Annotated in this window: 25 protein-coding genes, 1 tRNA gene and 3 pseudogenes; 22 read left to right on the forward strand and 7 right to left on the reverse strand. The window is 69.6% G+C overall.

Features of this window, described 5'->3' with window-relative positions:
• The first annotated feature begins 79 nt into the window (after nt 1-79).
• From ACFVV1_RS12460 to ACFVV1_RS12495, 8 genes are read left to right on the forward strand one after another with little or no spacing between them, the layout of a single operon-like run.
• Nucleotides 80-1,198 carry an inositol-3-phosphate synthase gene (locus ACFVV1_RS12460; RefSeq protein ID WP_389988612.1) on the forward strand — a complete coding sequence of 373 codons (1,119 nt, stop codon included), beginning with the start codon at nt 80-82 and terminating at the stop codon, nt 1,196-1,198.
• Nucleotides 1,195-2,217 carry an SCO3242 family prenyltransferase gene (locus ACFVV1_RS12465; RefSeq protein WP_389988615.1) on the forward strand — a complete coding sequence of 341 codons (1,023 nt, stop codon included), beginning with the start codon at nt 1,195-1,197 and terminating at the stop codon, nt 2,215-2,217. Before ACFVV1_RS12460 ends, ACFVV1_RS12465 begins: the two co-directional genes overlap by 4 nt.
• Nucleotides 2,214-3,071 carry a sugar phosphate isomerase/epimerase family protein gene (locus tag ACFVV1_RS12470; protein ID WP_389988618.1) on the forward strand — a complete coding sequence of 286 codons (858 nt, stop codon included), beginning with the start codon at nt 2,214-2,216 and terminating at the stop codon, nt 3,069-3,071. Before ACFVV1_RS12465 ends, ACFVV1_RS12470 begins: the two co-directional genes overlap by 4 nt.
• Before the next feature lie 24 nt (nt 3,072-3,095).
• Nucleotides 3,096-3,764 carry an EboA domain-containing protein gene (locus tag ACFVV1_RS12475; protein ID WP_389988621.1) on the forward strand — a complete coding sequence of 223 codons (669 nt, stop codon included), beginning with the start codon at nt 3,096-3,098 and terminating at the stop codon, nt 3,762-3,764.
• Nucleotides 3,764-4,612, forward strand: coding sequence for a TatD family hydrolase (locus ACFVV1_RS12480; protein ID WP_389988624.1), 849 nt, complete (start codon nt 3,764-3,766; stop codon nt 4,610-4,612). Before ACFVV1_RS12475 ends, ACFVV1_RS12480 begins: the two co-directional genes overlap by 1 nt.
• Before the next feature lie 4 nt (nt 4,613-4,616).
• Nucleotides 4,617-5,792 carry a metabolite traffic protein EboE gene (gene eboE, locus ACFVV1_RS12485; protein WP_389988627.1) on the forward strand — a complete coding sequence of 392 codons (1,176 nt, stop codon included), beginning with the start codon at nt 4,617-4,619 and terminating at the stop codon, nt 5,790-5,792.
• Entirely contained in the window at nt 5,789-7,207 is a 1,419-nt protein-coding gene (locus ACFVV1_RS12490) for an alkaline phosphatase family protein (protein ID WP_389988630.1), read from the forward strand. Before eboE ends, ACFVV1_RS12490 begins: the two co-directional genes overlap by 4 nt.
• Nucleotides 7,208-7,256: 49 nt before the next feature.
• Entirely contained in the window at nt 7,257-8,408 is a 1,152-nt protein-coding gene (locus tag ACFVV1_RS12495; protein ID WP_389988633.1) for a sugar phosphate isomerase/epimerase family protein, read from the forward strand.
• 264 nt (nt 8,409-8,672) lie between these two features.
• Here ACFVV1_RS12495 and ACFVV1_RS12500 read toward each other — a convergent pair.
• Nucleotides 8,673-8,903: pseudogene (locus tag ACFVV1_RS12500) on the reverse strand (MFS transporter); the annotation flags it as partial.
• Between the two features lie 308 nt (nt 8,904-9,211).
• On the opposite strand from ACFVV1_RS12500, the gene ACFVV1_RS12505 reads away from it, so the two are divergent.
• Nucleotides 9,212-9,299: transfer RNA gene (locus ACFVV1_RS12505), tRNA-Leu, on the forward strand.
• Between the two features lie 327 nt (nt 9,300-9,626).
• Nucleotides 9,627-10,031: a hypothetical protein gene (locus ACFVV1_RS12510; protein ID WP_389988636.1), complete on the forward strand. Its 405-nt coding sequence runs from the start codon at nt 9,627-9,629 to the stop codon at nt 10,029-10,031.
• Here the strand turns inward: ACFVV1_RS12510 and ACFVV1_RS12515 are convergent.
• Nucleotides 10,015-10,524, reverse strand: coding sequence for a hypothetical protein (locus tag ACFVV1_RS12515; RefSeq protein WP_389988639.1), 510 nt, complete (start codon nt 10,522-10,524; stop codon nt 10,015-10,017). The two genes, ACFVV1_RS12510 and ACFVV1_RS12515, sit on opposite strands and share 17 nt — an antisense overlap.
• Before the next feature lie 298 nt (nt 10,525-10,822).
• Between ACFVV1_RS12515 and ACFVV1_RS12520 the strand changes: the two genes are divergently transcribed.
• From ACFVV1_RS12520 to ACFVV1_RS12550, 7 genes are all read left to right on the forward strand, one after another.
• Nucleotides 10,823-11,191, forward strand: a complete 369-nt coding sequence (locus ACFVV1_RS12520; protein WP_327276887.1) for a BlaI/MecI/CopY family transcriptional regulator — start codon at nt 10,823-10,825, stop codon at nt 11,189-11,191.
• Complete coding sequence (locus tag ACFVV1_RS12525) at nt 11,188-12,099, forward strand: M56 family metallopeptidase (RefSeq protein ID WP_389988642.1); 912 nt, start codon at nt 11,188-11,190, stop codon at nt 12,097-12,099. Before ACFVV1_RS12520 ends, ACFVV1_RS12525 begins: the two co-directional genes overlap by 4 nt.
• Nucleotides 12,100-12,346: 247 nt before the next feature.
• Nucleotides 12,347-13,210, forward strand: coding sequence for a F510_1955 family glycosylhydrolase (locus tag ACFVV1_RS12530; RefSeq protein ID WP_389988645.1), 864 nt, complete (start codon nt 12,347-12,349; stop codon nt 13,208-13,210).
• A gap of 152 nt (nt 13,211-13,362) precedes the next feature.
• Nucleotides 13,363-13,713, forward strand: coding sequence for a BlaI/MecI/CopY family transcriptional regulator (locus ACFVV1_RS12535; RefSeq protein WP_389988648.1), 351 nt, complete (start codon nt 13,363-13,365; stop codon nt 13,711-13,713).
• A complete protein-coding gene (locus ACFVV1_RS12540; RefSeq protein ID WP_389988651.1) occupies nt 13,710-13,943 on the forward strand; it encodes a hypothetical protein in 234 nt (77 codons plus the stop codon). The genes ACFVV1_RS12535 and ACFVV1_RS12540 overlap by 4 nt, the downstream gene beginning before the upstream one ends.
• A gap of 48 nt (nt 13,944-13,991) precedes the next feature.
• Nucleotides 13,992-14,606 (forward strand): M56 family metallopeptidase, encoded by a 615-nt coding sequence (locus ACFVV1_RS12545; RefSeq protein ID WP_389988654.1) that lies wholly within the window; start codon nt 13,992-13,994, stop codon nt 14,604-14,606.
• An 85-nt stretch (nt 14,607-14,691) separates the two neighbouring features.
• Nucleotides 14,692-15,351 carry a class I SAM-dependent methyltransferase gene (locus ACFVV1_RS12550; protein ID WP_389988657.1) on the forward strand — a complete coding sequence of 220 codons (660 nt, stop codon included), beginning with the start codon at nt 14,692-14,694 and terminating at the stop codon, nt 15,349-15,351.
• An 87-nt stretch (nt 15,352-15,438) separates the two neighbouring features.
• Here ACFVV1_RS12550 and ACFVV1_RS12555 read toward each other — a convergent pair whose 3' ends face one another.
• Nucleotides 15,439-17,043 (reverse strand): multicopper oxidase family protein, encoded by a 1,605-nt coding sequence (locus ACFVV1_RS12555; RefSeq protein WP_389988660.1) that lies wholly within the window; start codon nt 17,041-17,043, stop codon nt 15,439-15,441.
• A gap of 892 nt (nt 17,044-17,935) precedes the next feature.
• Entirely contained in the window at nt 17,936-18,895 is a 960-nt protein-coding gene (gene merB / locus ACFVV1_RS12560; protein WP_389988663.1) for an organomercurial lyase, read from the reverse strand.
• A gap of 75 nt (nt 18,896-18,970) precedes the next feature.
• On the opposite strand from merB, the gene ACFVV1_RS12565 reads away from it, so the two are divergent.
• Nucleotides 18,971-19,369, forward strand: a complete 399-nt coding sequence (locus ACFVV1_RS12565; RefSeq protein ID WP_389989075.1) for a heavy metal-responsive transcriptional regulator — start codon at nt 18,971-18,973, stop codon at nt 19,367-19,369.
• A gap of 345 nt (nt 19,370-19,714) precedes the next feature.
• Here ACFVV1_RS12565 and ACFVV1_RS12570 read toward each other — a convergent pair whose 3' ends face one another.
• The gene (locus tag ACFVV1_RS12570) at nt 19,715-20,752 is read right to left on the reverse strand and encodes an NlpC/P60 family protein (RefSeq protein ID WP_389988666.1); all 1,038 of its coding nucleotides are present in this window, start codon (nt 20,750-20,752) and stop codon (nt 19,715-19,717) included.
• 344 nt (nt 20,753-21,096) lie between these two features.
• Here ACFVV1_RS12570 and ACFVV1_RS12575 point away from each other — a divergent pair.
• Nucleotides 21,097-21,183: pseudogene (locus ACFVV1_RS12575) on the forward strand (IS5/IS1182 family transposase); the annotation flags it as partial.
• A gap of 653 nt (nt 21,184-21,836) precedes the next feature.
• On the opposite strand, the pseudogene ACFVV1_RS12580 reads toward ACFVV1_RS12575, so the two are convergent.
• Nucleotides 21,837-22,673 (reverse strand): annotated as a pseudogene (locus ACFVV1_RS12580) (RNA repair domain-containing protein); the annotation flags it as partial.
• Nucleotides 22,674-22,806: 133 nt separating this feature from the next.
• Between ACFVV1_RS12580 and ACFVV1_RS12585 the strand changes: the two are divergent.
• The 3 genes from ACFVV1_RS12585 (at nt 22,807) to ACFVV1_RS12595 (ending at nt 24,549) form a co-directional block, all read left to right on the forward strand.
• Nucleotides 22,807-23,415 (forward strand): inositol monophosphatase family protein, encoded by a 609-nt coding sequence (locus ACFVV1_RS12585; protein WP_389988669.1) that lies wholly within the window; start codon nt 22,807-22,809, stop codon nt 23,413-23,415.
• A 156-nt stretch (nt 23,416-23,571) separates the two neighbouring features.
• Nucleotides 23,572-24,192 carry a methyltransferase domain-containing protein gene (locus tag ACFVV1_RS12590; protein ID WP_389988672.1) on the forward strand — a complete coding sequence of 207 codons (621 nt, stop codon included), beginning with the start codon at nt 23,572-23,574 and terminating at the stop codon, nt 24,190-24,192.
• Between the two features lie 138 nt (nt 24,193-24,330).
• Nucleotides 24,331-24,549, forward strand: coding sequence for a hypothetical protein (locus ACFVV1_RS12595; protein ID WP_389988675.1), 219 nt, complete (start codon nt 24,331-24,333; stop codon nt 24,547-24,549).
• Between the two features lie 90 nt (nt 24,550-24,639).
• On the opposite strand, the gene ACFVV1_RS12600 is transcribed toward ACFVV1_RS12595, so the two are convergent.
• Entirely contained in the window at nt 24,640-25,206 is a 567-nt protein-coding gene (locus tag ACFVV1_RS12600; RefSeq protein WP_389988678.1) for a YceI family protein, read from the reverse strand.
• Nucleotides 25,207-25,218: the final 12 nt, after the last annotated feature.

A 25,218-nucleotide genomic window follows, 5' to 3' on the forward strand; every position in this document is an offset into this window, starting at 1 on the left:
TCCCTCTTCGATCCTGCTCCCCCGTCGCACAGCGCCACTCGCTCTGCCCAGCCAGCACCCCCAGCCAGGGAGGCAGCCCGTGTCAGCATCCGCCGTTCGTACCGGAGTCTGGTTCATCGGAGCACGCGGTTCCGTCGCCACCACCGCCACAGCGGGGTGCGCGGCGGTCGCGGCAGGGCTCCACCCGGCGGCCGGCATGGTCACCGAGACCACGCCGTTCGCCGACAGCGGGCTGCCCACCCTGACCTCCCTGGTCTTCGGCGGACACGACACCGTCGGCTGTCCCCTGCCCAAACGGGCCGAGGCCCTGGCCGCCGGGGGAGTGCTGCCGCACGGACTGCCCCGGGCCGTGCGCTCCGAACTCGCCGCCGCCGACGCGGAGATACGGCCCGGCGGGCCGCTGCCCGGCGACACCCGCAGCGACGAGGAACTCATCACCGCCTTCGCCGCCGATCTCGTCGACTTCGGGCACCGCAACGGCCTGACCAGGACGGTCGTGGTCAACGTCGCCTCCACGGAACCCGTCCCCGTCCCCGGCGGCCCGCGGCTGGCCGCCAGCTCGCTCTATGCCGCGGCAGCGCTCCGGGCCGGCTGCCCGTACATCAACTTCACCCCCTCCACCGGGCTGCGCACCCCCGCGCTCCAGGACGCCGTCGCGGGCTGCGGACTTCCTCACGCGGGCCGCGACGGCAAGACCGGCCAGACGCTGCTCCGCTCCGTACTCGCCCCGATGTTCGTGCAACGCGCCCTGCCCGTACGGGCCTGGTCGGGCACCAACCTGCTGGGCGGCGGGGACGGAGCGGCGCTGGCCGACCCGGGCGCGGCCGCGGCCAAGAACGCGGGCAAGGAACGCGTCCTCGCCGACACGCTGGGAACGGCGCCCGAGGGCGAGGTCCACATCGACGACGTACCGGCCCTCGGCGACTGGAAGACGGCGTGGGACCACATCGCGTTCGACGGATTCCTCGGGGCGCGCATGGTGCTCCAGACCACCTGGCAGGGGTGCGACTCCGCACTGGCCGCACCCCTGGTCCTGGACCTGGCGAGACTGGTCGCCCGCGCCCACGAGAAGGGACTGACCGGCCCCTTGCCCCAGCTCGGCTTCTACTTCAAGGACCCGGACGGCGGCCCGGCCGCACTCTTCGAGCAGTACGGGGAGCTGCTGGCCTTCGCCGACACGCTGCGGGGGGAGAAGTGACGGTACGGGACTGGGCGGAACTGCTGCGGGTGTCGGCGCTGTTCACCGTCCCCGGCGACGCACTCGCCGGAGCGGCGGCGAGGGGCCGGCGCCCCGACCGGGGCACCGCGCTCGCCATCGGCGCCTCGCTCTGCCTGTACGAGGCGGGGATGGCCCTCAACGACTGGGCCGACCGCGACGAGGACGCCGTCGACCGCCCGCACCGGCCGATCCCCTCGGGACGGATCGCCCCCGGCGCGGCCCTCGCGGCGGCGGGCGCGCTGACGGCCGCGGGCCTGGGCCTCGCCGCCCGGGCCGGCCGCCCGGCCCTCGCGGTCGCCGCGGGACTGGCGGCGACGGTCTGGGCCTACGACCTCCGCCTCAAACACACCCCGGCGGGACCGGCGGCAATGGCAGCGGCGCGAGGACTGGATCTCCTGCTCGGGGCCACAGCCACGGGGGCCGCGAAGAGACCGACGCGGTGGGGTCCGGGACCGGCCCCTGGTGCGGCTGCGCGCGGCGGCATACGCAGCGCCCTCCCGGCCGCCGGACTGCTCGGCGCGCACACCTACGCCGTCACCGCCGTCTCCCGGCACGAGGCGCAGGGCGGATCCACCACCGCCCCCCTCGCCGCGCTCGCAGCCGTCACCGCACTGGGCGCCGCGGCCCTGCGCAAGCCCGGGGGCGCGCTCGCGGAACCGGGGAGGCCCGAGGAAACGCCCCGGCACGCGGGACACGGCCGGACGCGGACGGCGCACCTCTCGCACCGGCCCTGGGCCACCCCGGCCTCCACCACCCCCCGCCTTCTCCTGACCGCGCTCACCGGCAGCTACTTCCGCACCGCCGCCGGGCCCCTCCTCCACGCCGCCCTCAACCCGTCCCCGCCGCTCACCCAGCGCGCCGTCGGCGGCGGCATCCGCGCGATGATCCCGCTCCAGGCCGCCCTGGCCACCCGCGCCGGAGCAGCCGGAACCGGGTTCGCCGTCATGGGGCTCGTCCCGCTCGCCCGCACCCTCGCCCGGAAGGTGAGCCTCACATGACGATCCGCCTCGGCTACGGCACCAACGGTCTCACCGACCTCCGCCTGGACGACGCCCTCGGCCTCCTCGCCGACCTCGGCTACGACGGGGTCGGCCTGACTCTCGACCACATGCACCTCGACCCCCTCGCCCAGGACCTCTACGCCCGCACCCGCCGGGTGGCGTCCAGGCTCCAGGAGCTGGGCCTCGGTGTCACCGTCGAGACCGGGGCCCGGTACATCCTCGACCCCCGCCGCAAGCACGGCCCGTCCCTCCTCGACCCGGACCCCGAGGCCCGAGCCGCCCGCACCCGGCTGCTCGTCCGAGCCGTCGGCATCGCCGCCGACCTCGGCGCCCACGCCGTGCACTGCTTCAGCGGCATCACCCCACCGGACACCACCCCCGACACGGCCTGGCAGCGGCTCACGGACTCCCTCGCCCCCGTCCTGGACGCCGCCGACCGCTCCGGTATCCCCCTGGCCATCGAACCCGAGCCCGGACACCTCCTCGCCGATCTCGCCGGCTTCCACCACCTGCGCGTCCTCAGCGGCGACCCACCACCGCTCGGACTCACCCTCGACATCGGCCACTGCCAATGCCTGGAGCCCGCCCCGCCCGCCGACTGCGTCCGCGACGCCGCGCCCTGGCTGCGGCACGTCCAGATCGAGGACATGCGCAGGGGCGTCCACGAACACCTCCCGTTCGGCGACGGCGATATCGACTTCCCGCCCGTGCTCGAAGCGCTCGACGCCCTCTCGGACACCGGCTACCGCGGTCTGACCGTCGTCGAGCTGCCCCGTCACTCCCACGCCGGACCCGAACTCGCCCGCACCTCCATCGAGTTCCTCCGCAAGCACGGCCCGTCAGGACGCTGAAACCGCGAAGGGAGCGACGACGCCATGCCGATGAACCCGACGACCACGCCGCTGCTGACCCGCAAGGAACTCGACGCCCGGCTCGGCGGAGCCGCGCGCGCCTGGCTCGACGAGGCCCTCGCCGAGGCCGGACACGCCGCCTCGCACGAAGACACCGAACAGCGGCCCGGCGGCCCGTACGCCGTACCGTCGTGGGAGCTGCGGTACGCGGGCGCCGGCCGGCACTGCGGACTCGAACACGCCGACTCCGTACGCGCCCTGCTGCTCATCGAGGCCCGCGCCGCACTGCCTGCCCTCACCAGGCTCTACGAGCAGGGCACCGCCGCCGAACGACGCGCCGTCCTGCTCACTCTGCACCGGCTGGACCTCGGCCCCACCGCCCTTCCGCTCGTCGAGGACGCCCTGCGCACCAACGACACCCGGCTGGTCGCCGCGGCCGTCGGACCGTATGCCGCCGCCCACCTCGATGTGCACAACTGGCGCCACGCCATTCTCAAATGCCTCTTCACCGGTGTCCCCGTCGAGGCCGTCGACCAACTGGCGCGGCGCTCGCGCGGCGACGCGGAACTCGCCCGCATGCTCGGCGACTTCGCGGCCGAACGTATTGCCGCGGGCCGCAGCGTCCCCGCTGATCTCACCCGCGTCCTCGACCTCACCACCCCCGGCCCCGCGGCCCCCACGGAGGAGTCCTGATGCGCATCTTCGACCCTCACATCCATATGACCTCCCGCACCACGGACGACTACCAGGCGATGTACGACGCGGGCGTCCGCGCCCTCGTGGAACCCTCCTTCTGGCTCGGCCAGCCCCGCACCTCGCCCGCCAGCTTCTTCGACTACTTCGACGCCCTGCTCGGCTGGGAGCCCTTCCGCGCCGCCCAGTACGGCATAGCCCACCACTGCACGCTCGCCCTCAACCCCAAAGAGGCGAACGACCCGCGCTGCACCCCCGTCCTGGACGCCCTGCCCCGCTATCTCGTCAAGGACTCCGTCGTCGCCGTCGGCGAGATCGGCTACGACTCCATGACCCCGGCGGAGGACACCGCCCTGGCCGCCCAGCTCCAGCTCGCCGCCGACCACGGCCTGCCCGCTCTCGTACACACCCCGCACCGCGACAAGCTCGCCGGTCTGCACCGCACCCTCGACGTCATCCGCGAATCCCATCTCCCCCCGGAGCGGGTCCTGCTCGATCACCTCAATGAGACGACCGTAAAGGACGCCACTGACAGCGGCTGCTGGGCCGGCTTCTCCATCTACCCCGACACCAAGATGGACGAGGACCGCATGATCGCGATCCTCAAGAGCCACGGCACCGAGAAGGTCCTGGTCAACTCGGCCGCCGACTGGGGCAGGAGCGACCCGCTCAAGACCCGCAAGGTCGGCGACGCGATGCTCGCCGCCGGATTCGGTGAGGACGACGTCGACCAGGTGCTCTGGCGCAACCCCGTCGCCTTCTACGGCCAGAGCGGCCGCCTCCAGCTCGACATCGCCGCACCGCAACCACTCCACGAGGGCAACTCCATCCTGCGTGGCGGGGAGTGAGGCGATGCGCTTCCGTCACCCCGACGGTTCCACCGTCCACCTCGCGTACTGCACCAACGTGCACCCCGCCGAGACGCTCGACGGGGTCCGCGCCCAACTGCGCGACCACTGCGAACCGGTCCGCAAACGCCTGGGCCGGGACAGGCTAGGCATCGGCCTCTGGCTCGCCAGGGACGCCGCCCGCAGCCTGATCAACGATCCCTCCCGACTGCGCTCCCTGCGCGCCGAACTGGACCGGCGCGGCCTGGAGGTCGTCACCCTCAACGGCTTCCCGTACGAGGGCTTCGGCGCCGACGAGGTCAAGTACCGGGTGTACAAACCGGACTGGACCGACCCCGAACGGCTCGCCCACACCACCGACCTCGCCCGGCTCCTCGCCGGCCTGCTCCCCGACGACGTCACCGAAGGAACCATCTCCACCCTCCCCATAGCCTGGCGCACCCCCTTCGATACGGACGCCGAAGCCGCCGGTCTCGCACACACCGCGCTCACCACCCTCGCGGAACGCCTCGACGCGCTGGCCGAGCTCACCGGGAAGTCCATCCGCATCGGTCTCGAACCCGAGCCGGGCTGCACCGTCGAGACCACCGCCGACGCCATCGCACCCCTCACCGCCGTCGGACACCCACGCATCGGCATCTGCATCGACACCTGCCACCTGGCAACCTCCTTCGAGGACCCCGGCGCCGCTATCGACGCGCTCCGCACAGCGGGCATCCCGGTCGCCAAGGCACAGCTCTCCGCCGCACTGCACGCGGAACACCCCCACCTCCCCGAGGTACGCGCCGCGCTCGCCGCCTTCGCCGAGCCCCGCTTCCTCCATCAGACCCGCACCAGCACCGCCGCCGGACTGCGCGGCACCGACGACCTCGCCGCGGCGCTCAGCGGCCGGGTCCTGCCCGACGGCGCCCCGTGGCGCGCCCACTTCCACGTCCCCCTGCACGCACCCCCATCACCGCCGCTCACCTCCACTCTTCCCGTCCTCCGGTCCACGCTGACCCGGCTCGTCGGCGGCGCACGGCCCCTCACCCGGCACCTGGAGGTCGAGACGTACACCTGGCAGGCGTTACCGGCCGCACTGCGCCCGCGCACCCGCACCCAGCTCGCCGACGGCATCGCCGCCGAACTCACCCTCGCCCGCGACCTCCTGGTCGACCTCGGGCTCAAGGAGCTCCCGTGACCGCAGCCGAGCACCCCGCCGAGCAGACGACCACGGCCACCGCGCCCACCCCCCTTCTCGTTCTCGACGTCGTCGGCCTCACCCCACAACTCCTCGACCACATGCCCCACCTCAAGGCCCTGGGGCAGTCCGGCACCCACGCCCCCCTCGGCACCGTCCTCCCCGCCGTCACCTGCGCCGCCCAGTCCACGTTCCTCACTGGCACCACCCCCGCCGAGCACGGCATCGTCGCCAACGGCTGGTACTTCCGCGAGCTCGGCGACATCCTGCTCTGGCGCCAGCACAACGGTCTGGTCGCCGGGGACAAACTCTGGGACGCCGCCCGCCGCGCCCACCCCGGTTACACCGTCGCCAACATCTGCTGGTGGTACGCGATGGGCGCCGACACCGACATCACCGTCACCCCGCGCCCCGTCTACTACGCCGACGGCCGCAAGGAACCCGACTGCTACACCCGGCCGCCCGCCCTGCACGACGAACTCACCGAAAAGCTCGGCACCTTCCCCCTCTTCCACTTCTGGGGCCCCGGCGCCGACCTCGTCTCCTCCCAGTGGATCATCGACGCGACCCGGCACATCCTCGACACCCGCCACCCCGACCTGGCCCTGTGCTACCTCCCGCATCTCGACTACGACCTGCAGCGCTACGGCCCCGACGACCCCCGCTCCTACCGCGCCGCCGCCGATCTCGACCGGGCCGTGGCACCCCTCCTGGACGACGCCCGACGTGGGGGCCGCACCGTCGTCGCCCTCTCCGAGTACGGGATCACCCGCGTCGACCGGCCCGTCGACATCAACCGGGCCCTGCGCCGCGCGGGCCTCCTGGAGGTCCACACCCAGGACGGCATGGAGTACCTCGACCCGATGGCCTCCCGCGCCTTCGCCGTCGCCGACCACCAGCTCGCCCACGTCTACGTACGCCGCCCCGAGGACCTGGAAGCGACCCGCGAAGCCCTCCAGGACCTGCCGGGCATCGAGGAGCTCCTCGACGACGAGGGCAAGAAGGCCAACGGCCTGGACCACCCCCGCTCCGGCGAACTCGTCGCCGTCGCCGACCCCGATGCCTGGTTCACGTACTACTACTGGCTCGACGACGCCCACGCGCCCGACTTCGCACAGCTCGTCGAGATCCACCGCAAACCCGGCTACGACCCCGTCGAACTCTTCCTGGACCCCCAGGACCCGTACGTCCGGGTCAAGGCGGCCACGGCGGTCGCCCGCAAGAAACTCGGCATGCGCTACCGCATGGCGGTCGTACCGCTGGACCCCTCACCCATTCGCGGCAGCCACGGCCGCCTCCCCATGAGCGACGAAGAAGGTCCGCTCATCCTGTGCTCCACCCCCCACGCGTTCACCGGCCCCGTCCGGGCCACCGAGGTGAAGTCCCTGCTCCTCACGCTTGCCGGCCTCGCATGAGACCGGTCCGTGCACAGCGTTTCGAGCATCTTCGAGAAAGAGAGAGACCGTGACCGCGTACAACGACGAATCCGGAACGGACGGCGCCCTGCGCCGCAGCCTCGGCGTCAGTCGCCGCCGCTTTCTGAGCACCTGCACGGCCGCTGCGGCAGCGGCGATCGCCGCGCCCGCCTTCGGCGCGTCGCCGGCCCTCGCCCAGACCGCCTCCAGCAACGGGCGGGGCGTCGGCCAGGCTCTGGTCCCGGCGGCGAAACGAGGAATCATCCTGTACACCGTGCGCGACGCCACGGGCCGGGATCCGCTTGCCACCGACCTTCCCTCCGGCTTCCGCGAGGTCTTCAGGGAGCTGGCCCGCTACGGCTACCAGCAGGTCGAGTTCGCCGGGTACGGCCAGCACGCCAACGCACCTGGCGGAAGCAACCTCGAATCGGTGGAAGGCGCGAAGCTGCTGCGCTCGTGGCTGGACGACTACGGTCTGCGCGCCCAGGGCAACCACGGCTTCATCCCGTCGTCCTGGCCGCTGAGCCAGAGCGACCTGGACCAGTTCAAGCGCCACCTCGAGATAGCGAACATCCTCGGCATGGAACACATGGGCACCGGCGGCGACCCCACCGGCAGCGCCTACCGCGCCGACTGGGACGTGGCCGCCGACAAGTGGAACACGCTGGGACGGATCGCTCAGGGTGCGGGCATCAAGCTGTACACCCACAACCACGACGCGGCCTACGGCTTCCTGCTCGACGGCGGTCCGCTGGACGCGCAGGGCCGCCCCACCCGCAGCTCCGGCATCCGCAAGCTCGAGTACTTCCTTCAGGTCACCGACCCGAAGTCCGTATGGCTGGAGATGGACATCTTCTGGGCGCACGTCGCCCAGTACAAGTTCCACACCTACACGGCGCACGACGGATCGCAGCAGGAGAACATCTTCGACCCGGCGGCACTGGTCCGCGGCAACACCAAGCGCTACCCGCTGTTCCACGCCAAGGACGGCATCGTCAACACAACCAACGGTCAAGGCTACGACATGGTCCCCTTCGGTACCGGGGTCATCGACTACCGGACGTTCTTCCGCCGCGTCGGGGCGAAGAACTATCACAACCCGATGGTCGAGCAGGACAACGCACCGAGCTCGACCGTCCCCGCGCAGTCCCTGAACCATGCGCGGACCGGTTACGACAATTTGGCGGCGCTGCGCAAGTAGAACCATCGGCGGCACCGGAGGAGCGGTCCGCGCCTCACCCCGAATTCCTGAACACCGGGGAACAGCGCAAACGCCCGCCCGGTGACGTCAGGCACCGTACGCTCCACGGCAGTCACCAGGAGCGTACGGTGCCTGACCAGCACCGCGAACTGCGCGACCAACCCCGGGACCGGCCGAGGATCCGCCGGTCGTCCTCCCCGATCCGGTGATGATGAACGCGCCCTTGTGGTGCCCGGAGATCCGCTCCTGCGGCACCGGTCGGACGGCTTCCCGGCTGATCGGCTGCGGATTCGGGGCGATGTCCCGCACCCTCGGCCGGCCCGGCTGCCTCAGCATCAGCGCGATGCACGCCGCCACCATGGAAATACCGCCGGCCAGAGCATAGGCACCGTTGTAGCCCCACGCGTCGACCACCATGGCGCCGAGGCCACCGCCGAAGAGCCCGCTGATCAGCTTTCCGCTGTACACCAGACCGTAATTGGTGGCGTTGCAGTTCAGCTTCGGCGCCTCCTGGCAGGGCGCGTTCGTGGGCGGAGAACCGCTGGTACGCGCGGTGACGGACGGCCCCGCGGGGGAGCGGCTGCCGGGCAATTTCCCGGACCGTCACCTGATGCCGTGACCGCCGGCCGACACCGTGCGTACGCGTGCCGCGACGGACCGTACGTACGGCAGGGGGAAGTCCGCCGGATCGCGCCGGGGACGTCCACCGCACCGCACTGACCACCGGAAACGCAGGTGAGAGCCACCCCGAACCCCTGGTATTGTTTTCCATGTCGCCGCGGGAAACCGGGGCCGACCACCTGGTCCGGGTGGCGGAATGGCAGACGCGCTAGCTTGAGGTGCTAGTGCCCTTTATCGGGCGTGGGGGTTCAAGTCCCCCCTCGGACACCAGGGTCAACCGACCAAATGGAGCCGGTCAAAGCGACACTTTGTCGCTTTGACCGGTTTTGTTGTTGTGGTGGATATGGGTCTGGCCCTCTGCGGGTTCGCAGAGGGCCAGATGTGTTTGTGCTGTTCAGGTGGGGTGTGGGGGGTGGGGTGGGTCAGGTTTCCGGGGTGTTGTCGGGGAGGTAGCCGCCCGGGGTCCAGCGGTGGGGGTTCCTGAGCTTGTGGCGGTTGGAAGGGCGGCGGCGGGCGGGTTGGCTCCAGACGCAGGGCCTCCGCGCGCGGGAGGCGGTGCTTGGGCAGAGGGGAGGGGTCCATGACGGCCTCGGCAGCGTGGAAAGTGCGCCGCACGGCCAGGTACGCGGACTCGAAACCGTCGGTGTCGTCTGGCCAGGTGGGCAGGGCGAGTTGGGCGCGTGCGGCGGGGGTGAGCTGCTGGGCGAGGATGTCGGCGACCTCGGCCAGGACGACGCGTCCCTGGTTGCGCCAGGAGTCCAGGGTCATGGCGATGAACAGGGCCTCCAGGCTGACGGTGCGGGTGTGCCCGGCATTGGACTTGCGGGCGCGCTGCTGCGCCTGGTGGAGCAGGGGGATGATGCCGGAGCGGTCGACGAGCTGGCGGGCGCGGGTGAAGTCGGCGGCTCTGACGCTCTGGCGGCGTTCGCGCAGCTGGTGCAGCCAGGGCGGTGCGCCGGTGTGGACGTGCGGGACGGGGCGGGGGTCACGGCATCTCCCTGAGGATGGTATAGGCCTGCTCGGCGCCGGTGCCTTTGAGGTAGGGCAGGAGGCGGGAGAGGGCGTGGAGCGAGTCGAGGCCGGCCGCCGCGAGCAGGACGGGCAGCGGGATGGGAATGTTCATGCGCTCGACCAGCCAGGTGGCGCGGCGCGGATGGAGTTCGGTCTTCACCAGCACCCCTTGCACGGCCATCCGGTCCAGAACGGGCCGCAGGCTCCGCAGGTTCGCGTGGCCGATCTCCTGGGCGATGCCCCGGGCGGTCTGGGGAGCACCGGGCCTGAACCTCACCAGGAGGGCCTCGACGCGCTCGTACAGCGTCGGCTGCTGGCCACCGGGCGGTGCCGCCTTCTGCCTGGGGCCACTCCCACCGGTGGGGGTGGCCGCCGCGGCGTCCTGACCGCCGGCCGGGCCGGGCCCGGCCCCTTCGAGTCCCGCGGTCCGGCGCTGGGACGGGACAGTGCCCGCACGTGCCTCGTTCTGGCCGAGGCGTGTCACGGCCTCATCGTGCACGGATCACTGGTCCCTCGCATCCCGGCCGCCACCGGGGTCGACGCGGGGCCAAAGACCGGCCCGGGGTATTCGCCACGGAAGTGCGGAGTCCGACGCGTTGAAGGAGGCGTACTACGTGTCCGGCATGACATGCAGTCGCTGCGAAACGGCCGTGAAGCCCGTCGGTTGGGCACTCTCTCGAATCTGTGGCGCGTGTCTCCTTCTCGGTATCTGTACGCGAGGCCTGAACGGACGCCCGTCTACTATGGAGCTGCGTACTGGGCGACGGAAGGAAGGCAGAGCAATGCGGCGGCTGGGGGACCTTGAGGCGGAGATCATGGATCGCCTCTGGACGTGGAATCGTCCTGCGACTGTGCGCGAGGTCGTCAATGACATCAACGAGACCCGCCCTCTCGCCTACACCACCGTGATGACCGTCACCAACATCCTGTACTCCAAGGGCTGGCTGTCGCGCGGAAAGGAGGGACGTGCCTGGCTGTACACACCGGTCCGCAGCCGCGAGGCGTACGCTGCCGCGCTGATGGAGGACGGCCTCGGGGCCAGCAAGGACCGCTCGGCGGCGCTGGTGCATTTCGTCGAGGGCATGTCGGAGGACGAGGTAGCCGCCCTCCGCAGGGCGCTTCGCAGCGTAGGGCGACAGGCCAAGCCGTGATCTCGGCATCTGCTCTGATCGGCTACACGGCAGCCGTCGGATTCATCGCCCCGAGAGTGCTGCTGCGCAGCAGCTGGCCTTATCGCGCTCCCGCCCTGGCGGCAGCGGTGTGGCAAGCCCTGGCGGTCTCGTTCTCGGTCGCTGCCACGCTCACCGCTTACGGCCTCGCCTTGCCGACCGAGCATCTGCACGCCGGCCTGGTGGGCCTGCTGCACTTCTGCGGACTGGAGGCGAGTGCGGGTCGGCCCGATCCCGGCACGGCGCACCGGCTCGCCATCGCTCTGCCGGCTGTCCTCGCGCTCGCCCTGGTCGCGAGCTTCTCCTGGCACGTCGTACGAGCATGCAGAGCCCGAGCACGGCATCGGGAAGCCGTGGACCTGGTGGGCCGCCACTCGGCCCGGCTGCGTGCCACAGTCCTGCCGTACGACGTTCCCGCCGCGTACTGCTTGCCCGGCCGCCGCCCACGGATCGTGATCAGCGACGCGGCGGTACACCGATTGACGCCCGAGCAGCTCGATGCCGTACTGAAGCACGAGCAGGCGCACATCGCGGGCCATCACCACCTCGCGCTGGCCGCTGCTGAGGCCTTCCACTCCGTGTTCCGTCGGCTGCCGCTGGCTCGCCACGTCCGGGAGCAGACAGCGCTCTTGCTGGAGATGGTCGCGGACGATCGCGCACTGCGCAGCCACTCCCACGAGGTGCTCGTCACCGCGATGTACGAGATGGCTGCGGCGCAGACCCCGCAGGGAGCGTTCTCAGCGGGCGGCCAATCCGTCCTGATCCGCGCGAAGCGGGTCCTGGGACCGCGCGAAGCGCCGCACCCCGCGCTGTGGTGGTCCGTCGCTGTCATGGCTGCGGCGGTTCCTGTGCTCCCGCTGCTGGTGGCCTGCCCGCCCGGTCTCGGCTGACCACAGTCACCCAGAGGGGTCCGGATTGGGAACGAACCGTCGGCCGATGCCACCCAACGGTGCGTGGCCGACCACTTCCGTACGGGGTACCGGCGCCGCCAAAGACCGGCTGCAAAGGGGGCAGTCACACGGGCCATCCACGCTCCACACCGTGACCAAGACTTCGGCATCACCCGTCTCCACAGCGTTCGCTCTGCGTGGCGCCCTGGCACCTGAGCACCAAACTCGTATCACCCTAGGAGCTTCTGTGACAGCACTACCGGCAACCCGCACCCTGCTCGCTGCCGGCGGCACCGCGCTTGCTCTTCTCGTCCTCACCGCTTGCGGGGGCGAGGCGTCCGAGACGGGCGAGGCGTCGGCTTCGACGCCGGCGCTCTCGCATGTGCACGGTCTCGGCGTCGACCCGGCTGATGGCCGCATGTATGTCGCAACCCACGACGGCCTCTACACAGTCGCCGAAGACCAGCAGCCAAAGCTCGTAGGCGATCGCAAGGATGACTTCATGGGCTTCACAGTGACGGGCAAGAACGCCTTCATCGCCAGTGGACACGGAGCGCCGGGCAGCGGCCGTCCGGCCAACCTCGGCCTGATCAAGACCGAGGACGCGGGCCGCACCTGGGCACCCCAGTCGCTGTCAGGCCAGGCCGACTTCCACTCCCTGGACTCGGCCCAGGGCACGGTCTTCGGGTACGAGAACGGGCGAATCAGGGTCAGCAACGACCTCAAGAACTGGGACGACCGGGCAGTGCTGAGCGCCCTTGATCTCGCGGTGGACCCGACCAGGGCCGACACGGTGCTGGCCACGACGGCCGAGGGCATCGTCACCAGCAACGACGGCGGACGCACCTTCGGCAAGGCTGCAGGGCCGGTCCAGGCTTTTCTGTCCTGGCCCGAGGAGAAGTCTCTGTTCGGCATTGACACGTTGGGCAAGCTGAGTCGCAGCGACGACGGCGGCACAACGTGGAAGCAGCTCACGACCGTGCCCGGCGGAGCACCGCAGGCGCTCACCGCCGCAGACGGCGACCACATCCTCGCCGCGACACAAACCGGTGTGTACGAGTCACGCGACGGCGGAAAGACCTTTGCAGAACTCGCGCCGCTCGCTTCCTGAAGACCACAGAAGCACATCGAGGTACGCCCTCCGAGAGCAGCACCATGCCCGGTCGGCATACATCACGTCGTTACAGCCCTGCCGGCTGCCCGCCCTCGCGGCCAGGTGTACTACGCTCATGTAGTAGAAATCATTCCAGGAAGGTGGTGCCGATGACCCTGGGAGCGCTTGAGCGCGAGGTCATGCGAGTCTGCTGGGACGAGAGGCATCCGGTCACCGTCCGACGGGTGCTGAGCCGGCTGAACTTGGACCGGGCCCAGCCGCTCGCCTATACGACGGCTATGACGGTGATGGCCCGGCTCGCCGAAAAGGGCGTTCTCAGCCGGGCCCGGCAAGGCCGCGGTTACGTCTACGCGCCGACCGTCTTGGACGAGGCTGCGCTCGCCGTACGCGAGGTGCTGCGCACTCATGGGGACGCCGCAGTCGCGCACTTCGCCGCGGAAGCAGCCCTCGATCCGGGGCTCCGTGAGCGGTTGCGGCGCCTGTTGGATGAGCGGTCGTGAACGGCCCGACAGCGGTCGACCGCGGGAACCTCGCATTCTGGACGCTGGTCTCGGTCTCGGTCGCCATCCGCGCAGTAGTGGTTTACGTCGCGTGCTGCCTGGCCATGGCCATCACCTGGCAGTTCACACATCACGGCCGGGACAGCGTGAGCCTCGGCTCCGTCTGGGCAGGCGGGTTACTGCTGGCGCTTTCCGCTGTAGGCGGCGTGCGGTCGACGGTTCGACTGTAGAAGGGCCTGCGGGCGACTCGAGCTATGAGCCGGGAGCTCCGCATTCGCATGGACAGCAACGCCGCGTACAAGACTGAACTCCACAACGCCGCCGGGCGCGCACGCCTGACAGGCCGCGTGACGGTGATCGAGTCCACGATGCCGTTCGCATTTACCCACGGACTTCTCTTCCCGCGGGTTGCCATCAGCAGCGGCCTCGTAACGTTGGCTACCGAGCGCGAACTCACTGCGGTTCTCGCCCACGAGGCAAAGCACGTCCGCAGTCGCGACCCACTCAGAGCGCTGATCGCCGGTCTCCTGACAGCACACCACTTCACGCTTCCGCTGCTGGGTCACCTGCGGGCCGGCTTCGCAGTCGACCGTGAACTCGCCGCAGATCGCCAAGCGGTCGCGCGCTGCGGTACCTCGGCGGTCGCAGGGGCACTGCTCAAGGTGTCCGACATGCCCGACTGGGCGGTGACCGCTCCCATCAGCGGCATGGGAGCCACGGAGCTGTTCGACGCGCGGATCACCCGGCTCGAAGCGGGCCTGCCACCACGACCTGCGCCTCCTGCTCGATGGCGGGTGGCCGTCTCCCTCGCGGGAATCGCCGCGTACGCCTGGTTACTTGCAGGCTCAGTGGTGCTGATCGGCGCCACACCGCTGAGCTGCATGCCTGGCTGAACCAATTCATCTACTACATAGGCATAGTATCTACTACGTGAGAGTAGTAGGTTGAGGCTGTCGCCTACCGAAGGAAGTTGCCGTCATGCCCACTGCTACCGCCGGACAGTCACGAGTGAGGCACCCACTATTCGCGCGGATCTATCCGAAGATCAACGCCTACGCAGAAGCCCATGGCGCTGTGGAGCACCGCAAAGAACTGCTCGCCGGCACCAAGGGCTGCGTCGTCGAGGTCGGCGCCGGCACGGGAGCCAACTTCCCGCATTACCCAGCGCAAGTGGGCAAGGTCATCGCGGTGGAACCTGAGCCACGACTGCGGGCACTCGCCACGCGGGCGGCGGCCGACTCATCCGTTCTCGTGGAGGTCCGCGAGGGCCGGGCGGAGAATCTGCCGGTGGCGGACGGGTCCGTCGACGGGGTCGTCGCCTCGCTCGTCCTGTGCAGCATCGCCGATGTCGAAGGGGCGCTGGCCGAGGCCGCTCGCGTACTGCGGCCCGGCGGCCGGCTCTACTTCTACGAGCACATCCGCTCCGCCGATCCCCGGTTCGCGAGAAAGCAACGCAGGATCAACATCATTTGGCCGCTGCTCGGCGGAGGCTGCAACCTCGACCGGGACAGCGAACGGGCCATCATGGACGCCGGATTCACGATTGAACAAGCACGGCACTTCGACTTTCTCGTCAACGGTCGCACAACGCCCAGCTCGCCGTGCGTCATCGGCGTCGCTCGAAAGCCGGAAGGCTGAGGAATCACCCTCGGCTCACGCCTCCGCCATCTCGTCCGGACGGGCCCCTTCCAGGAAATGGGCCTGTCCGGACGGTGCGGATGCGAGTCAGTCCCGGTAGGCCACGTTCGCCATCATTCCGGCCTCGCCGTGGTAGGCGTTGTGGCAGTGCAGCATCCACTGGCCCGGGTTGTCGGCATCGAAGAAGACGGAGAGCTTCTTCTTGGGCAGCACGATCGCGGTGTCCTTGCGTGGCCCGGATACGCCGAGCTGGTACGTGTGGCCGTGCAGGTGCATCGGGTGCCACATGTCGGTGCCGTTGACGAAGTCGAGCCGTACCCGCTGACCCTTCTCGACAAGGATCGGGTTCGCTTCGGGGTCGGCCACGTCGAACGGATGGCCGTTGATGGTCCAGTTGTACTTCTCCATGCCGCCGCTCAGCCTGATCTGGTGTGTGACGTCGGTCTTGGCGGTCTTGAGCCGCACGTCGTCGGCAGCGCGAAGTTGTGACGACGTCACGAACACGCCGTCGAGTTCCTTCGGGCGGACGGTCGCCGACGGTTTCCTGCCCGAGCCCGTACGTACCAGAGCCAGGCCGTTCATGTCTTTGCCCTCGGCCAGGGCCACGAGCGGGAACAGTCCATCGCCGAGGGTGACAAGGACGTCGTAGCGTTCGCCCATGCCGATCAGCAGGGTGTCCACCTCTCGATGCTGGACCGGGAAGCCGTCGGTGTGGGTGATGGTCAGCTTGTGCTCGCCGAGGGCGACTCGGTAGGCGGTCTCGGAGCCTGCGTTGATGATCCGGAGGCGCACCTTGTTGCCGGGCCTGCCGGTGTAGACGTCAGGGTCGTTCGCCACGCGCCCGTTGATGAGGTGGTGCGGGTACTTCACGTCACCGGCGTCGCCACCGAGCAGCTTGCTGGTGGCGCCCATGAGCATGAACTTCATCGACATGTCGTCGGACGAGGCAGAGCCCGAAGGAGAAGGGGCCGCGGAATCGCCCATGTCCATCCCGCCCATGTGGCCGCCGTGTGAGCTGGTGGAACTCGAGCTGCTGCCCATGTCCATGCCGCCCATGCCCTGCTTGACTTCGGCGAAGGCGTCGTCGGGGGTCCCGGTTACGCCGTCGAGCCAGTCGTCGAGGACAACGACCCACTCGTCGTCGTACGCGAGGGTCTCCTTGGGATCGTCGACGATCAGCGGAGCGTACAGGCCGCGGTCGAGCTGGACGCCCACGTGCGGGTGGAAGAAATACGTGCCGGGGGCGTCCGCGATGAAGCGGTACGTAAAGGTGGACCCGGCACGGACAGCCGTCTGCGTGGCGGGCGGCACGCCGTCCATGTCGTTACGCAGCGCGATGCCGTGCCAGTGGATCGACGTGGTCGTCTTGTTCGGAAGCTGGTTCGACAGCTCGGCAATCAGCGTGTCGCCAACCGAGAGCCGGACCTCCTTGCCCGGAGTGCGGCCGTCGAAGGCCCAGGTCCTGGGCATGACGCCACCACCCAGGTCGACCTTGGCGGGCGCCGCGGTCAGGGTGAGCTTCTGCTGCCGTCCCGTCCCGGCGCGCTTCTTCTCGGCGCCGGCGACGACCGAGCCGGACGGACTGACCAGGCCGGCACTGCTGCCGGAGCCGTTACTGCAGGCGGCGAGGGTGCCGACCCCAGCGACTCCCAGCCCTGCGAGCAGGACCGAGCGGCGGTTGATGCTATTCATTTCGTTGAGTCCTCTATCTCGAAACTGCCCATGCGGTCGCGAAGGGACGGCACAGCGCGTGCCGTCCGGTCGGCCTATACGCGCATTCGAGAGAGGACGGACAAGTCGGGTGGAGCTCGGTCGACCGTACCGGCGGGGGAGCGTCCCCCAGTGGAGCGATGCAAGTCGGGGAGGGAGGCGAACCCGCTCTGCCCAGGCACCGCGAGGTGTACGGAGTCGACGCTCGCCGTGGTGCAGTGCTGCATTCCAGGGGTCGCGCACCCACCGGTGTCAGCACTGTGAGTGGAAGAGCCCAACAGGGACTGTGCGGCCTCAGCCGATGTGGCATGTACCGCGTGGACGGAATTCTGCTCCGAGGAGACTCCGGTCGCGGACGTCTCATGGTGGACGAGCACGGCCAGCGCGACGCACAGGGTGAGGAGCACCCCGTACGCTCTGCGGGCGGCTTTGCCGCCGCAGCGAGCTGTCCGGGTCGTCATGGTCTCCCACCTGTGCTCACGTTCGCCGAGGTTCGACCACCTTACCCCCCGGGGGTGCCTGAGGGGATGGCCGACTGACGCCGTTCTTACCTGGCCGGATGACCCTGTACGAATGCAGGCCGGAGATGAATATGTCGACGCCGTACTGCTTGAACACGAAGGCCGCAGAAGCGGCGCCCGGCTGGGCCCACCTTGCTGATCCTGGCGGTCCGCGGCGGCGCGCCGCTTCCCAGAAACCCTTGACGGTCCCGGTGACGGGGACACCACCAACAGCACGCGGTTGCATGATGCCTCACAGCGGTGGCCGGGCGGGGGCTCGTCACAGGAAGAGGCTGGAGTGCCTGCGGTGTCCCGAAGGCCCTTCCTGCAACGCCCCGACGACGACCGCACGACGCGCCTTGGGGAGGACCCGATCACTGCGCGGGTGCAGCCAGCAGCGGGCCAAAGATGTCCGCGCCCAGACGCTCGGCCTCGGCCTGGTCCAGGACGGCGCCGCTGATGTCGGCGTGCTGCCCGGTCCACTGCTCGGCTGTCGCGCGCCCGGTGAAAAAGCGCAGGTAGCCGCAGCACACGGCGGCAGCCGGGCCGGTGTCGGGGACGGCGCCGTAGTAGACCACCGCGGCGGCCGGCTGCCAGGTGGTCTTTCCGCCGGTGAACTCCACGCGGACGGCGTCAGCGGTGACCGGGTCGGTGGAGGTGATGACGGCGTCGGAGCCCAGCATGACCGGGATGCCGAGCGCGTCGATCGCGCACATCGACCACACCGTCGGCCCGCCGGCGATCCGTACGACGTGCTCGGTGGCGGTGACGGAGAACGGGTACGCGGCCTGGATGTGACCGGTGTCGTCCAGGGTGAGGAAGTCCTCGGCGGCCAGTTCTGCGAGTACCCGGGTGGCCGGTACGGCGAAGGGCTCGGCCGCCGCCTTCAACTCGGCCTGCTCGGGCGGGGCACCGGTGGTGGCGAAGGAGCGCAGGACGGCCACGGCCTGTTGCACCGCCCGCAGGCCACCCTCGATCGGGGCGAGACGGCCCCGCCCGGCTCGGCCGGCAGCCCGGTCCGCGTCGCCGGTCACGGGAGCGCCGAGTACTCGCCGTAGCTCCTCGACGGAAGGCGCTCCGCCGACCCGGCCGTCCGTGCCACGGTAGAGGCGGCAGGACACGCTGGCCGCGGCGCCCGGGGCGGCGAACGGGTCGCGGCCGTCGACCAGCAGCGTCGGGGAACCGTGCATGCCGCGCCGTTCCGCCTCCGGCTGGTCGTCGACCACGTGCTCGGTGAGCTCCGCGTCCGTGCGGCCCGCGAGGGCGAGGGTCAGCCGTTCCCGCAGCACCGGGCCGTTCGGGCAATCCGGAACCGTCAACATCTCCACGTGCATCAGCAGCACCTCCAGGTCATGCGGCCCACGCTAGACCTTCCACTGCGCTGGAAGGTCAAGGGCTACGGTGGAGGCATGCGCATCGGAGCCCTCGCCGCCGCCACCGGCACCACTCCCAAGACCCTGCGTTTCTACGAGCAGGCCGGGCTGCTGGCGGACCCACCCCGCACATCGGGTGGCTACCGCGACTACCCAGCCCATGCGCGGGCCCGGGTCGGCTTCATTCGCTCCGCCCAGGCAGCCGGCCTCAGCCTCGCCGAGATCCGCGACGTCCTGGCGATCCGCGACGGCGGCCGCCCGCCCTGCGGTCACGTCACCGAGCTCCTCGACCGGCATCTCGCCGACGTCGAGCACCGGATCGCCGAACTGGAGGCGACCCGCGCCATGCTGCGCGAGCTGACCCACACCGCCTCCGCAACCGACCCCGCTACCTGCACCGAGGGCGACATCTGCCGCATCCTCGCTGCTGACTGAGCGGGCATGAGGACCCCTGGGGAGGATTGCGCAGCCAGCGGCGATGAGACTCCACCGGCCAGGGCTACGCCCTGAGGCCGCCTGAGCAGAGCCACTGCCTATCAGTGCTGTCCGAGCCCGTGAATATTTCGAATCCCGGCACACTGTCGGCTGCCTCCCAAACTCAAAATCATGGACGGGTGCTGTCCGTTCTCGTTCTCGTGAACAGAGCCAGCCGCACGAGGCTCACCGACCCGCATGGGAGGCGGCCTTGGCGATCTCAACCGACGCTGCCTGCACCACTCGTTGCCCGAGGGGTGCAGCACGGTGTGGAGCTGAACTGCCCCAGTGCTCGCGTGCCGGCGGTCAGATACGTACGCCCCACATGAACGGCATTCCACTCCGCGCAATCGACTCGTAGCGCACCTGGGCGCCCGGCTTCGGAGCGTGCAAGATCTGTCCGTTGCCGGCGTAGAACCCCACGTGGCTAAGGTCTGTCCGCATGATGATGAGGTCGCCCGGCTTGAGTGCACTCAGTGAATTGATGCGCGTACCGACGTTGGCCTGAGCCTGCGAGGTACGGGGAATGGACACCCCTGCCTGGTTGAACGCCCAGGAGGTCAGACCGCTGCAGTCGAAAGAGTTGGGTCCTGAAGCACTCCATACATAGGGAAGGCCGACTCGACTCTTGGCCGCGCTGAACGCCGCTGCGGCACGCTGTGACGCACTGGCCTCGTTGCCGAGTTGCACCCGCTCACTGGACCGGTTCGCCCGCTCCTCCTTCTCTGCGATCCTGGCCCGTTCCTCCGCCGTCAGAGAGTTGAGGAGCTTCCGGGCCTGCGCCAGCTTGCCCTGGATCTCCTTTTTCCTGTCACCCAGCCCCTTGCGGACACCCTGCAGGTCCTGGAGCTTCTCCGTAGCCTCGCGCCGCTGCTGCTGGAGACCGCGCTGCTGCGACTCGTACTGCTGGAGCGCGGCGACCTGCTGCGCACTCAGGCGATCCGTCGCGGACGCCTTGTCGAGGAACCCGTCGGGGTCCGAAGACAGCAGCAACTGGACGGAGGGGTCAAGCCCCCCGGTGCGATACTGAGCCGCCGCTATGGAACCGATCTGGTTCCGGAGGCCGTTCAGACCACTCTGCTTACGAGCTGCAGTTTCCTGAAGGTCTTTGACCTCCTTCTCCAACGTGCCGGCGGTCTCCTTGGCCCCGTTGTACTTCTCGGTGGCCTGCGTGGCTTCCTCATAGAGACGGTCGACTTGGGCCTGCACACCCTTTTTGCTCGGATCCGGAAGCGGGTCGGCCGAAGCCGACTGCGCCGACAACGCAACGGCCGCCGCAGCGGTCGCGGTGAGCACGGTCGCATAGGTCTGGCCGGGCTGCTTAGGACGACGATGGGACGCCACTGAGGCGAACTCCTTCTTCCTCGGCCGCCCGCCAGGACCATTCCGGCATCCCGGCTCCGTCCGCACGGCACGGATGCGGCGGTTCCTTCGCCGCCACCCCGAGCGGGTGACCAACAGTTCGAAGGACCGAGGTGAGACTAAACTCCTTAGTGGATAAGTTTCAACCGAGGGTGCGCGACAGGGCACTGTCGCGCGGTATTGCGGCTGCTCAGGACTCGATGGAAGCTCACCAGCGCCTTCGCTCTCTCAGCGCGACCCGGTCCCTTGTGCAACATTCGTGGCGTGTGGCGAGCTGGCGAAATCACCTGCGCTGACCCGCAGCGACTCAGATCGCGGGGCCCCGCCGCCTCCTGCGGAAGCTCCGCTGCAGCACCAACCGCATCACCGCGATCGTCCACGCCGTCCTCGTCCTTCATCATGCGCCAGCGTGAGGTTGGAAAAGGCTCACCGGTGGACTCGCCGTCGGATCACCGGATCACGGGCCAAGAGGGGGATGACCGCACCCCATGCCAGACCACCCTGCGCGCGAGCATGGGAAATGATCTCCACAGCATTGGGAACGATCACCCTGACGACCGGGCGTGTCCGCAGGTCAACGAATTGCGTCGGTTGCCCACAACAACTGGGAGGTTCACGAGATCGTCCCTCGTCGGTTCACGAGATGTGGCCCCAGTGCTTGCACTGGGGCCACATCTCGTTGTGTAGAGGGCCCGCCAGTCCTGCAGCTGGCGCGATGAGACGGTGGTGCCGTGAGGTCCGCTTTGCGATCGGCGCTGCCCGTCCATGTGAGACATGGCTGTGACACGGGTCAAAGCCGTGTCGCAGGCATCTGGTTCGAACACGCCGACCGCGATCTGCGTCCGGTACTGGCCGCGCTGGAGGACCTGGGTGCCATCACCCGCTACGAGGGTATGGCCGACCCCGTCTTCCCCCCTCCAGGCGTCAGAACACTCCGTCCATGCGACCTGAATCCCGGGCGGCGCTTTGCCTCACCTGGCCATGTGCCTCACCTGTCGGTGATCTCGGAGAGCCAGGCAGTGTCCTCCGGGCCCGGCGCTTCGGGGCCGGGCGCGGGCAGTCGGCGGACCTCGCCCGTTCGCAGGGCGACCGTGGCCCGTGGCCGCATCGGCCCGTCGCCCGTGCGTGAGAGCAGGACGAGCTCCCAGACTGTCGCCGTCATGGTGTCGAGCCGGGTGGCGCAGTCGGCGGTGACTTGCCGCGGATCCCGGGTCCGGCCCAGGGACAGATGTGGGGTGAAGTTCTTGGCGGGCCCACGACAGCGCGGGAACCGCTGCTGCAGTACGCGGTACAGGTCCGCCCACGGCGCCTGGCCGGCTGCCGTCGGGTCGAGCCACACGGTGAAGTACGCCCTGTGCCGGAAGGTGCGCACCCCGTCCAGCCGGGCGGTGAAGACCGGCGTCTCGGCCGTCGCCGCGGCGAGCAGCGGGGCGGCCCGCTCGAAGTCGGACTCCGGTACGAAGCCGAAGAGCACGTTGACGTGCGGCGGCCAGCGGTGGATCTGCGGATCGTAATCCCGGCGGATGTCCTGGATCGGTGGCCACAGCTCCGCAGGCGGGATCCAGGCCACCGCTGTGCGGGCCGTCGGGGGCACGTCGAGGACGCCGGCGGGCTCGCCCCTGCCGGAGCTCGTGTCGAAGCTCAGGCCCGCTTGCCGGTCCTGCACCCGGCCGGCGCCCGACGCGTCGATGCGGTCCACACCCGTGGACCGGTCCCAGACCACCTCGCCGTCCGCCTCGATGAACACCACCCGGTGCCACGGGATGTCGCCCCCGGGTACGAAAGAAGGCAGCGGGATGCGCTTGAGAGCGTCCCCGCGCCGGCTGATCCCCAGCACGAACCGGGCCGGGTCGAACCGCGGGTCCCAGCGGACCCGGTGATAGATCTCGTCGCTGGTCCGCATCACGCCTCCTCTCCCGCCTTCACACCTTCTTCCTCCAGGGTGCCGCCCACCCTGTCCTCGAGGGTTCCGCTCGCACCGCGGCGCATCAGGTGCGGTGCGCCAGGGGAACAGCAGGGAGAACCGGTGCGCCTGTGTGGTGAGCACCCGCGGCAGCACTGCCGCACATCTGCTCGGCGTCCTGTCGGTTCTGGGACCCGCTTGTTCGTCACGGCCCTCCGAGGCGGCCCGCACCGACCAACTGGACCATCTCGCCTACAACGCGGAGCAGACCTGGGACACGGTCGAGGACCTCATCGCGCACAAGAAGCCCACAGCCTGCGACCGCGCCTCCGCGCTCTGTCCGCGCGGGCCGTCGCCGCAGGGCTGCGTGCCCGGACGGGACGGGCAGCGGAGGGTCGGTGGCTGTGTGGGGCCGCTCTTCCAGCTCGACGACCGCAATCCGGAGATCGGATCCCCTGAGCGTGCCCCTGTTTTACCTGATCGCCGAGGCGGACGCGTCCCGAGGCAGCGCACCCCCGAGACCCCGGTCATCGGCGAGGAGTCAGCGACCGGAGATCCGCTGCCGAACACATGCTGGCTGCTGGATCCGATCGATGGGACGCTGAACTTCACCCGGGGCGCGCCCGGGTACGCACTCTCGCTGGCATTCGTCAAGGACCGACAGCCCTCCCTGGGCGTGATCGACTCACCAGCCCTCGGCCGCCGCTGGACCACGGGAATGGCCACCGTCCCCGGCAGTTGAGCCGGCGGAGTAGAAGTGCGTGTTTCTGAAGGCAGCCGTCGATGATCTGGGCACCGGTCTCCACCCTGGGGTGGATCCGACCTGTCCACCCCTGGGTCGATGCGTGTCCGTAGCCCGTCTGTTGTGATAAACCCTGTGACTTCCACGCTGCCCCGCATGTGGCCCAGCCCGGACGGCAAACCACTCCCGCCGGTGGGGACGGCCGAGGCCTTCCGAGCCTTCGCCCGCGAGCTGGCTGGCGGGCACCGGTCCTGGAACGCCGAGACCGCCCGCTTCATCGCGGATCAGTTCGACGAGCTGGCCGCAGACTGGGATACCGCACGCTCCACCGGCCGTGATGATCCGTTGCGCGACGCCTTGCACCGCGGCGGACCCTTCCCCGGAGGCCCCTGCTTGGAGCTCGGATCAGGTACTGGCCTGTTCACCCCGCTGCTCAGCGGCGTGTTCCCGCAAGTGATCAGCATGGACCTGTCGGAGCAGATGCTGCGCCAGGCCGCCGCACGATCACCGCTGCGGGTGCGAACCGACGCAAGCGCCCTGCCGGTGGCCGACGCCGGGGTCGCGGCCGTGGCCGCCATCGACATGCTCCTGTTCCCGGCTGAGATCGCCCGTGTCCTGGCACCGGACGGCGTGGTGCTGTGGATCAACCAGCTCGGTGAGGACGGTCCGCTCTACCTGCCCGCCGAAGACGTCGCCGCCGCCCTGCCCGGAAGATGGCAGGCCCTCGAAGCCGACGCAGGTTGGGGCAGCTGGGCCGTCCTGCGCCGAGTCCACTGAACGTGTGCTCTTCAGCCGCCGGGTTCTCGGGCGGTGATCGGTATCACCGGTACCGGCTCCGGGAATCCCAGGCATAGGGCCTTCATCGGCCGCCTGTACGACAAGGCGTACCGGATCAGGACGCAAGGGGCCATATCCATGGACCTGGTGGGAGCGGCCGAAAGCCGGCTCGCCGCCTGCCTCTGCATCGGCCCGAAACCGTGGGACGTCGCGGCGAGGACGGCCCTGGTGCGAGAGTGGGGCATGACAGCCCTCGGACAAGGAAGCCGGAGGATCACCTTCGGCTCACCGGTACTGGCGGCGGGTCGGGAGGCCGTAGCCAACGAGCTGATGGCCCGTTGGGAGACGCAGCTGTGACTCCGTGAGCCGCGAGCAGCGGCGCCCGGTCCTACGCCCCGGCTTGCACCAGGAACTCGCTCGGCCGTGCCCGACGCCCGGTTGCCCGGGTCAGTCGGAGGAGGTGGAACAGATGGCTGCGATGTCGAACTGAAGGCGGAGCCTCTCACTTACCATGGCCCTGCCCTCGGCCGGCCTGGCGTTGTAGGTCAGGCCCCAGTCGGAACGGTTGATGGTGGTGGCGCCGTCGAAACCGACCCGTTCGTAGCCGAACGGGTCGGTGACGTGACCTATGTAGGTGAGGTCCAGGACCATGGGGTGGGTCGTTCCCCTGATGGTGAGGCCGCCGGTCATGCGGTAGACGTCCCTACCAGTGAGTTGTACAGCGGTGCTTGTGAAGGCCATCCGTGGATGTTGCGCGGCGTCCAGGAAATCACGGCCTACCAGGTGGGCGTCGCGTTGCTCCACTCCGGTGTCGACGCTGGCGGTGTACAGCGAGATTTCCGCCCGGGAGCGAGCAGGGTTCCGGCCGTCGAAATAGAGACGGCTCTCGTACTCCGCGAAGGAGCCGCGCACCGTTGTCACCATGGGCGTGCCGCACAGAGAACCGATCCTGCTGTGCGCGGGGTCGATCGTCCACTCTCCGGTGAGAGCTGCCAGGGCAGGATCTGGCACCACGGCAGCAGTGGG

The organism is Streptomyces sp. NPDC058092 (assembly GCF_042884935.1).
Lineage (GTDB): Bacteria > Actinomycetota > Actinomycetes > Streptomycetales > Streptomycetaceae > Streptomyces.

Coding starts and splice junctions, on each gene's coding strand:
- ACFVV1_RS12470 (WP_389988618.1), top strand. CDS start 2,214: ATGACGATCCGCCTCGGCTACGGCACCAACGGTCTCACCGACCTCCGC.
- ACFVV1_RS12475 (WP_389988621.1), top strand. CDS start 3,096: ATGCCGATGAACCCGACGACCACGCCGCTGCTGACCCGCAAGGAACTC.
- ACFVV1_RS12480 (WP_389988624.1), top strand. CDS start 3,764: ATGCGCATCTTCGACCCTCACATCCATATGACCTCCCGCACCACGGAC.
- eboE (WP_389988627.1), top strand. CDS start 4,617: ATGCGCTTCCGTCACCCCGACGGTTCCACCGTCCACCTCGCGTACTGC.
- ACFVV1_RS12520 (WP_327276887.1), top strand. CDS start 10,823: ATGCGGCGGCTGGGGGACCTTGAGGCGGAGATCATGGATCGCCTCTGG.
- ACFVV1_RS12535 (WP_389988648.1), top strand. CDS start 13,363: ATGACCCTGGGAGCGCTTGAGCGCGAGGTCATGCGAGTCTGCTGGGAC.
- ACFVV1_RS12545 (WP_389988654.1), top strand. CDS start 13,992: ATGGACAGCAACGCCGCGTACAAGACTGAACTCCACAACGCCGCCGGG.
- ACFVV1_RS12550 (WP_389988657.1), top strand. CDS start 14,692: ATGCCCACTGCTACCGCCGGACAGTCACGAGTGAGGCACCCACTATTC.
- ACFVV1_RS12555 (WP_389988660.1), bottom strand. CDS start 17,043: ATGAATAGCATCAACCGCCGCTCGGTCCTGCTCGCAGGGCTGGGAGTC.
- merB (WP_389988663.1), bottom strand. CDS start 18,895: ATGCACGTGGAGATGTTGACGGTTCCGGATTGCCCGAACGGCCCGGTG.
- ACFVV1_RS12565 (WP_389989075.1), top strand. CDS start 18,971: ATGCGCATCGGAGCCCTCGCCGCCGCCACCGGCACCACTCCCAAGACC.
- ACFVV1_RS12590 (WP_389988672.1), top strand. CDS start 23,572: ATGTGGCCCAGCCCGGACGGCAAACCACTCCCGCCGGTGGGGACGGCC.
- ACFVV1_RS12595 (WP_389988675.1), top strand. CDS start 24,331: ATGGACCTGGTGGGAGCGGCCGAAAGCCGGCTCGCCGCCTGCCTCTGC.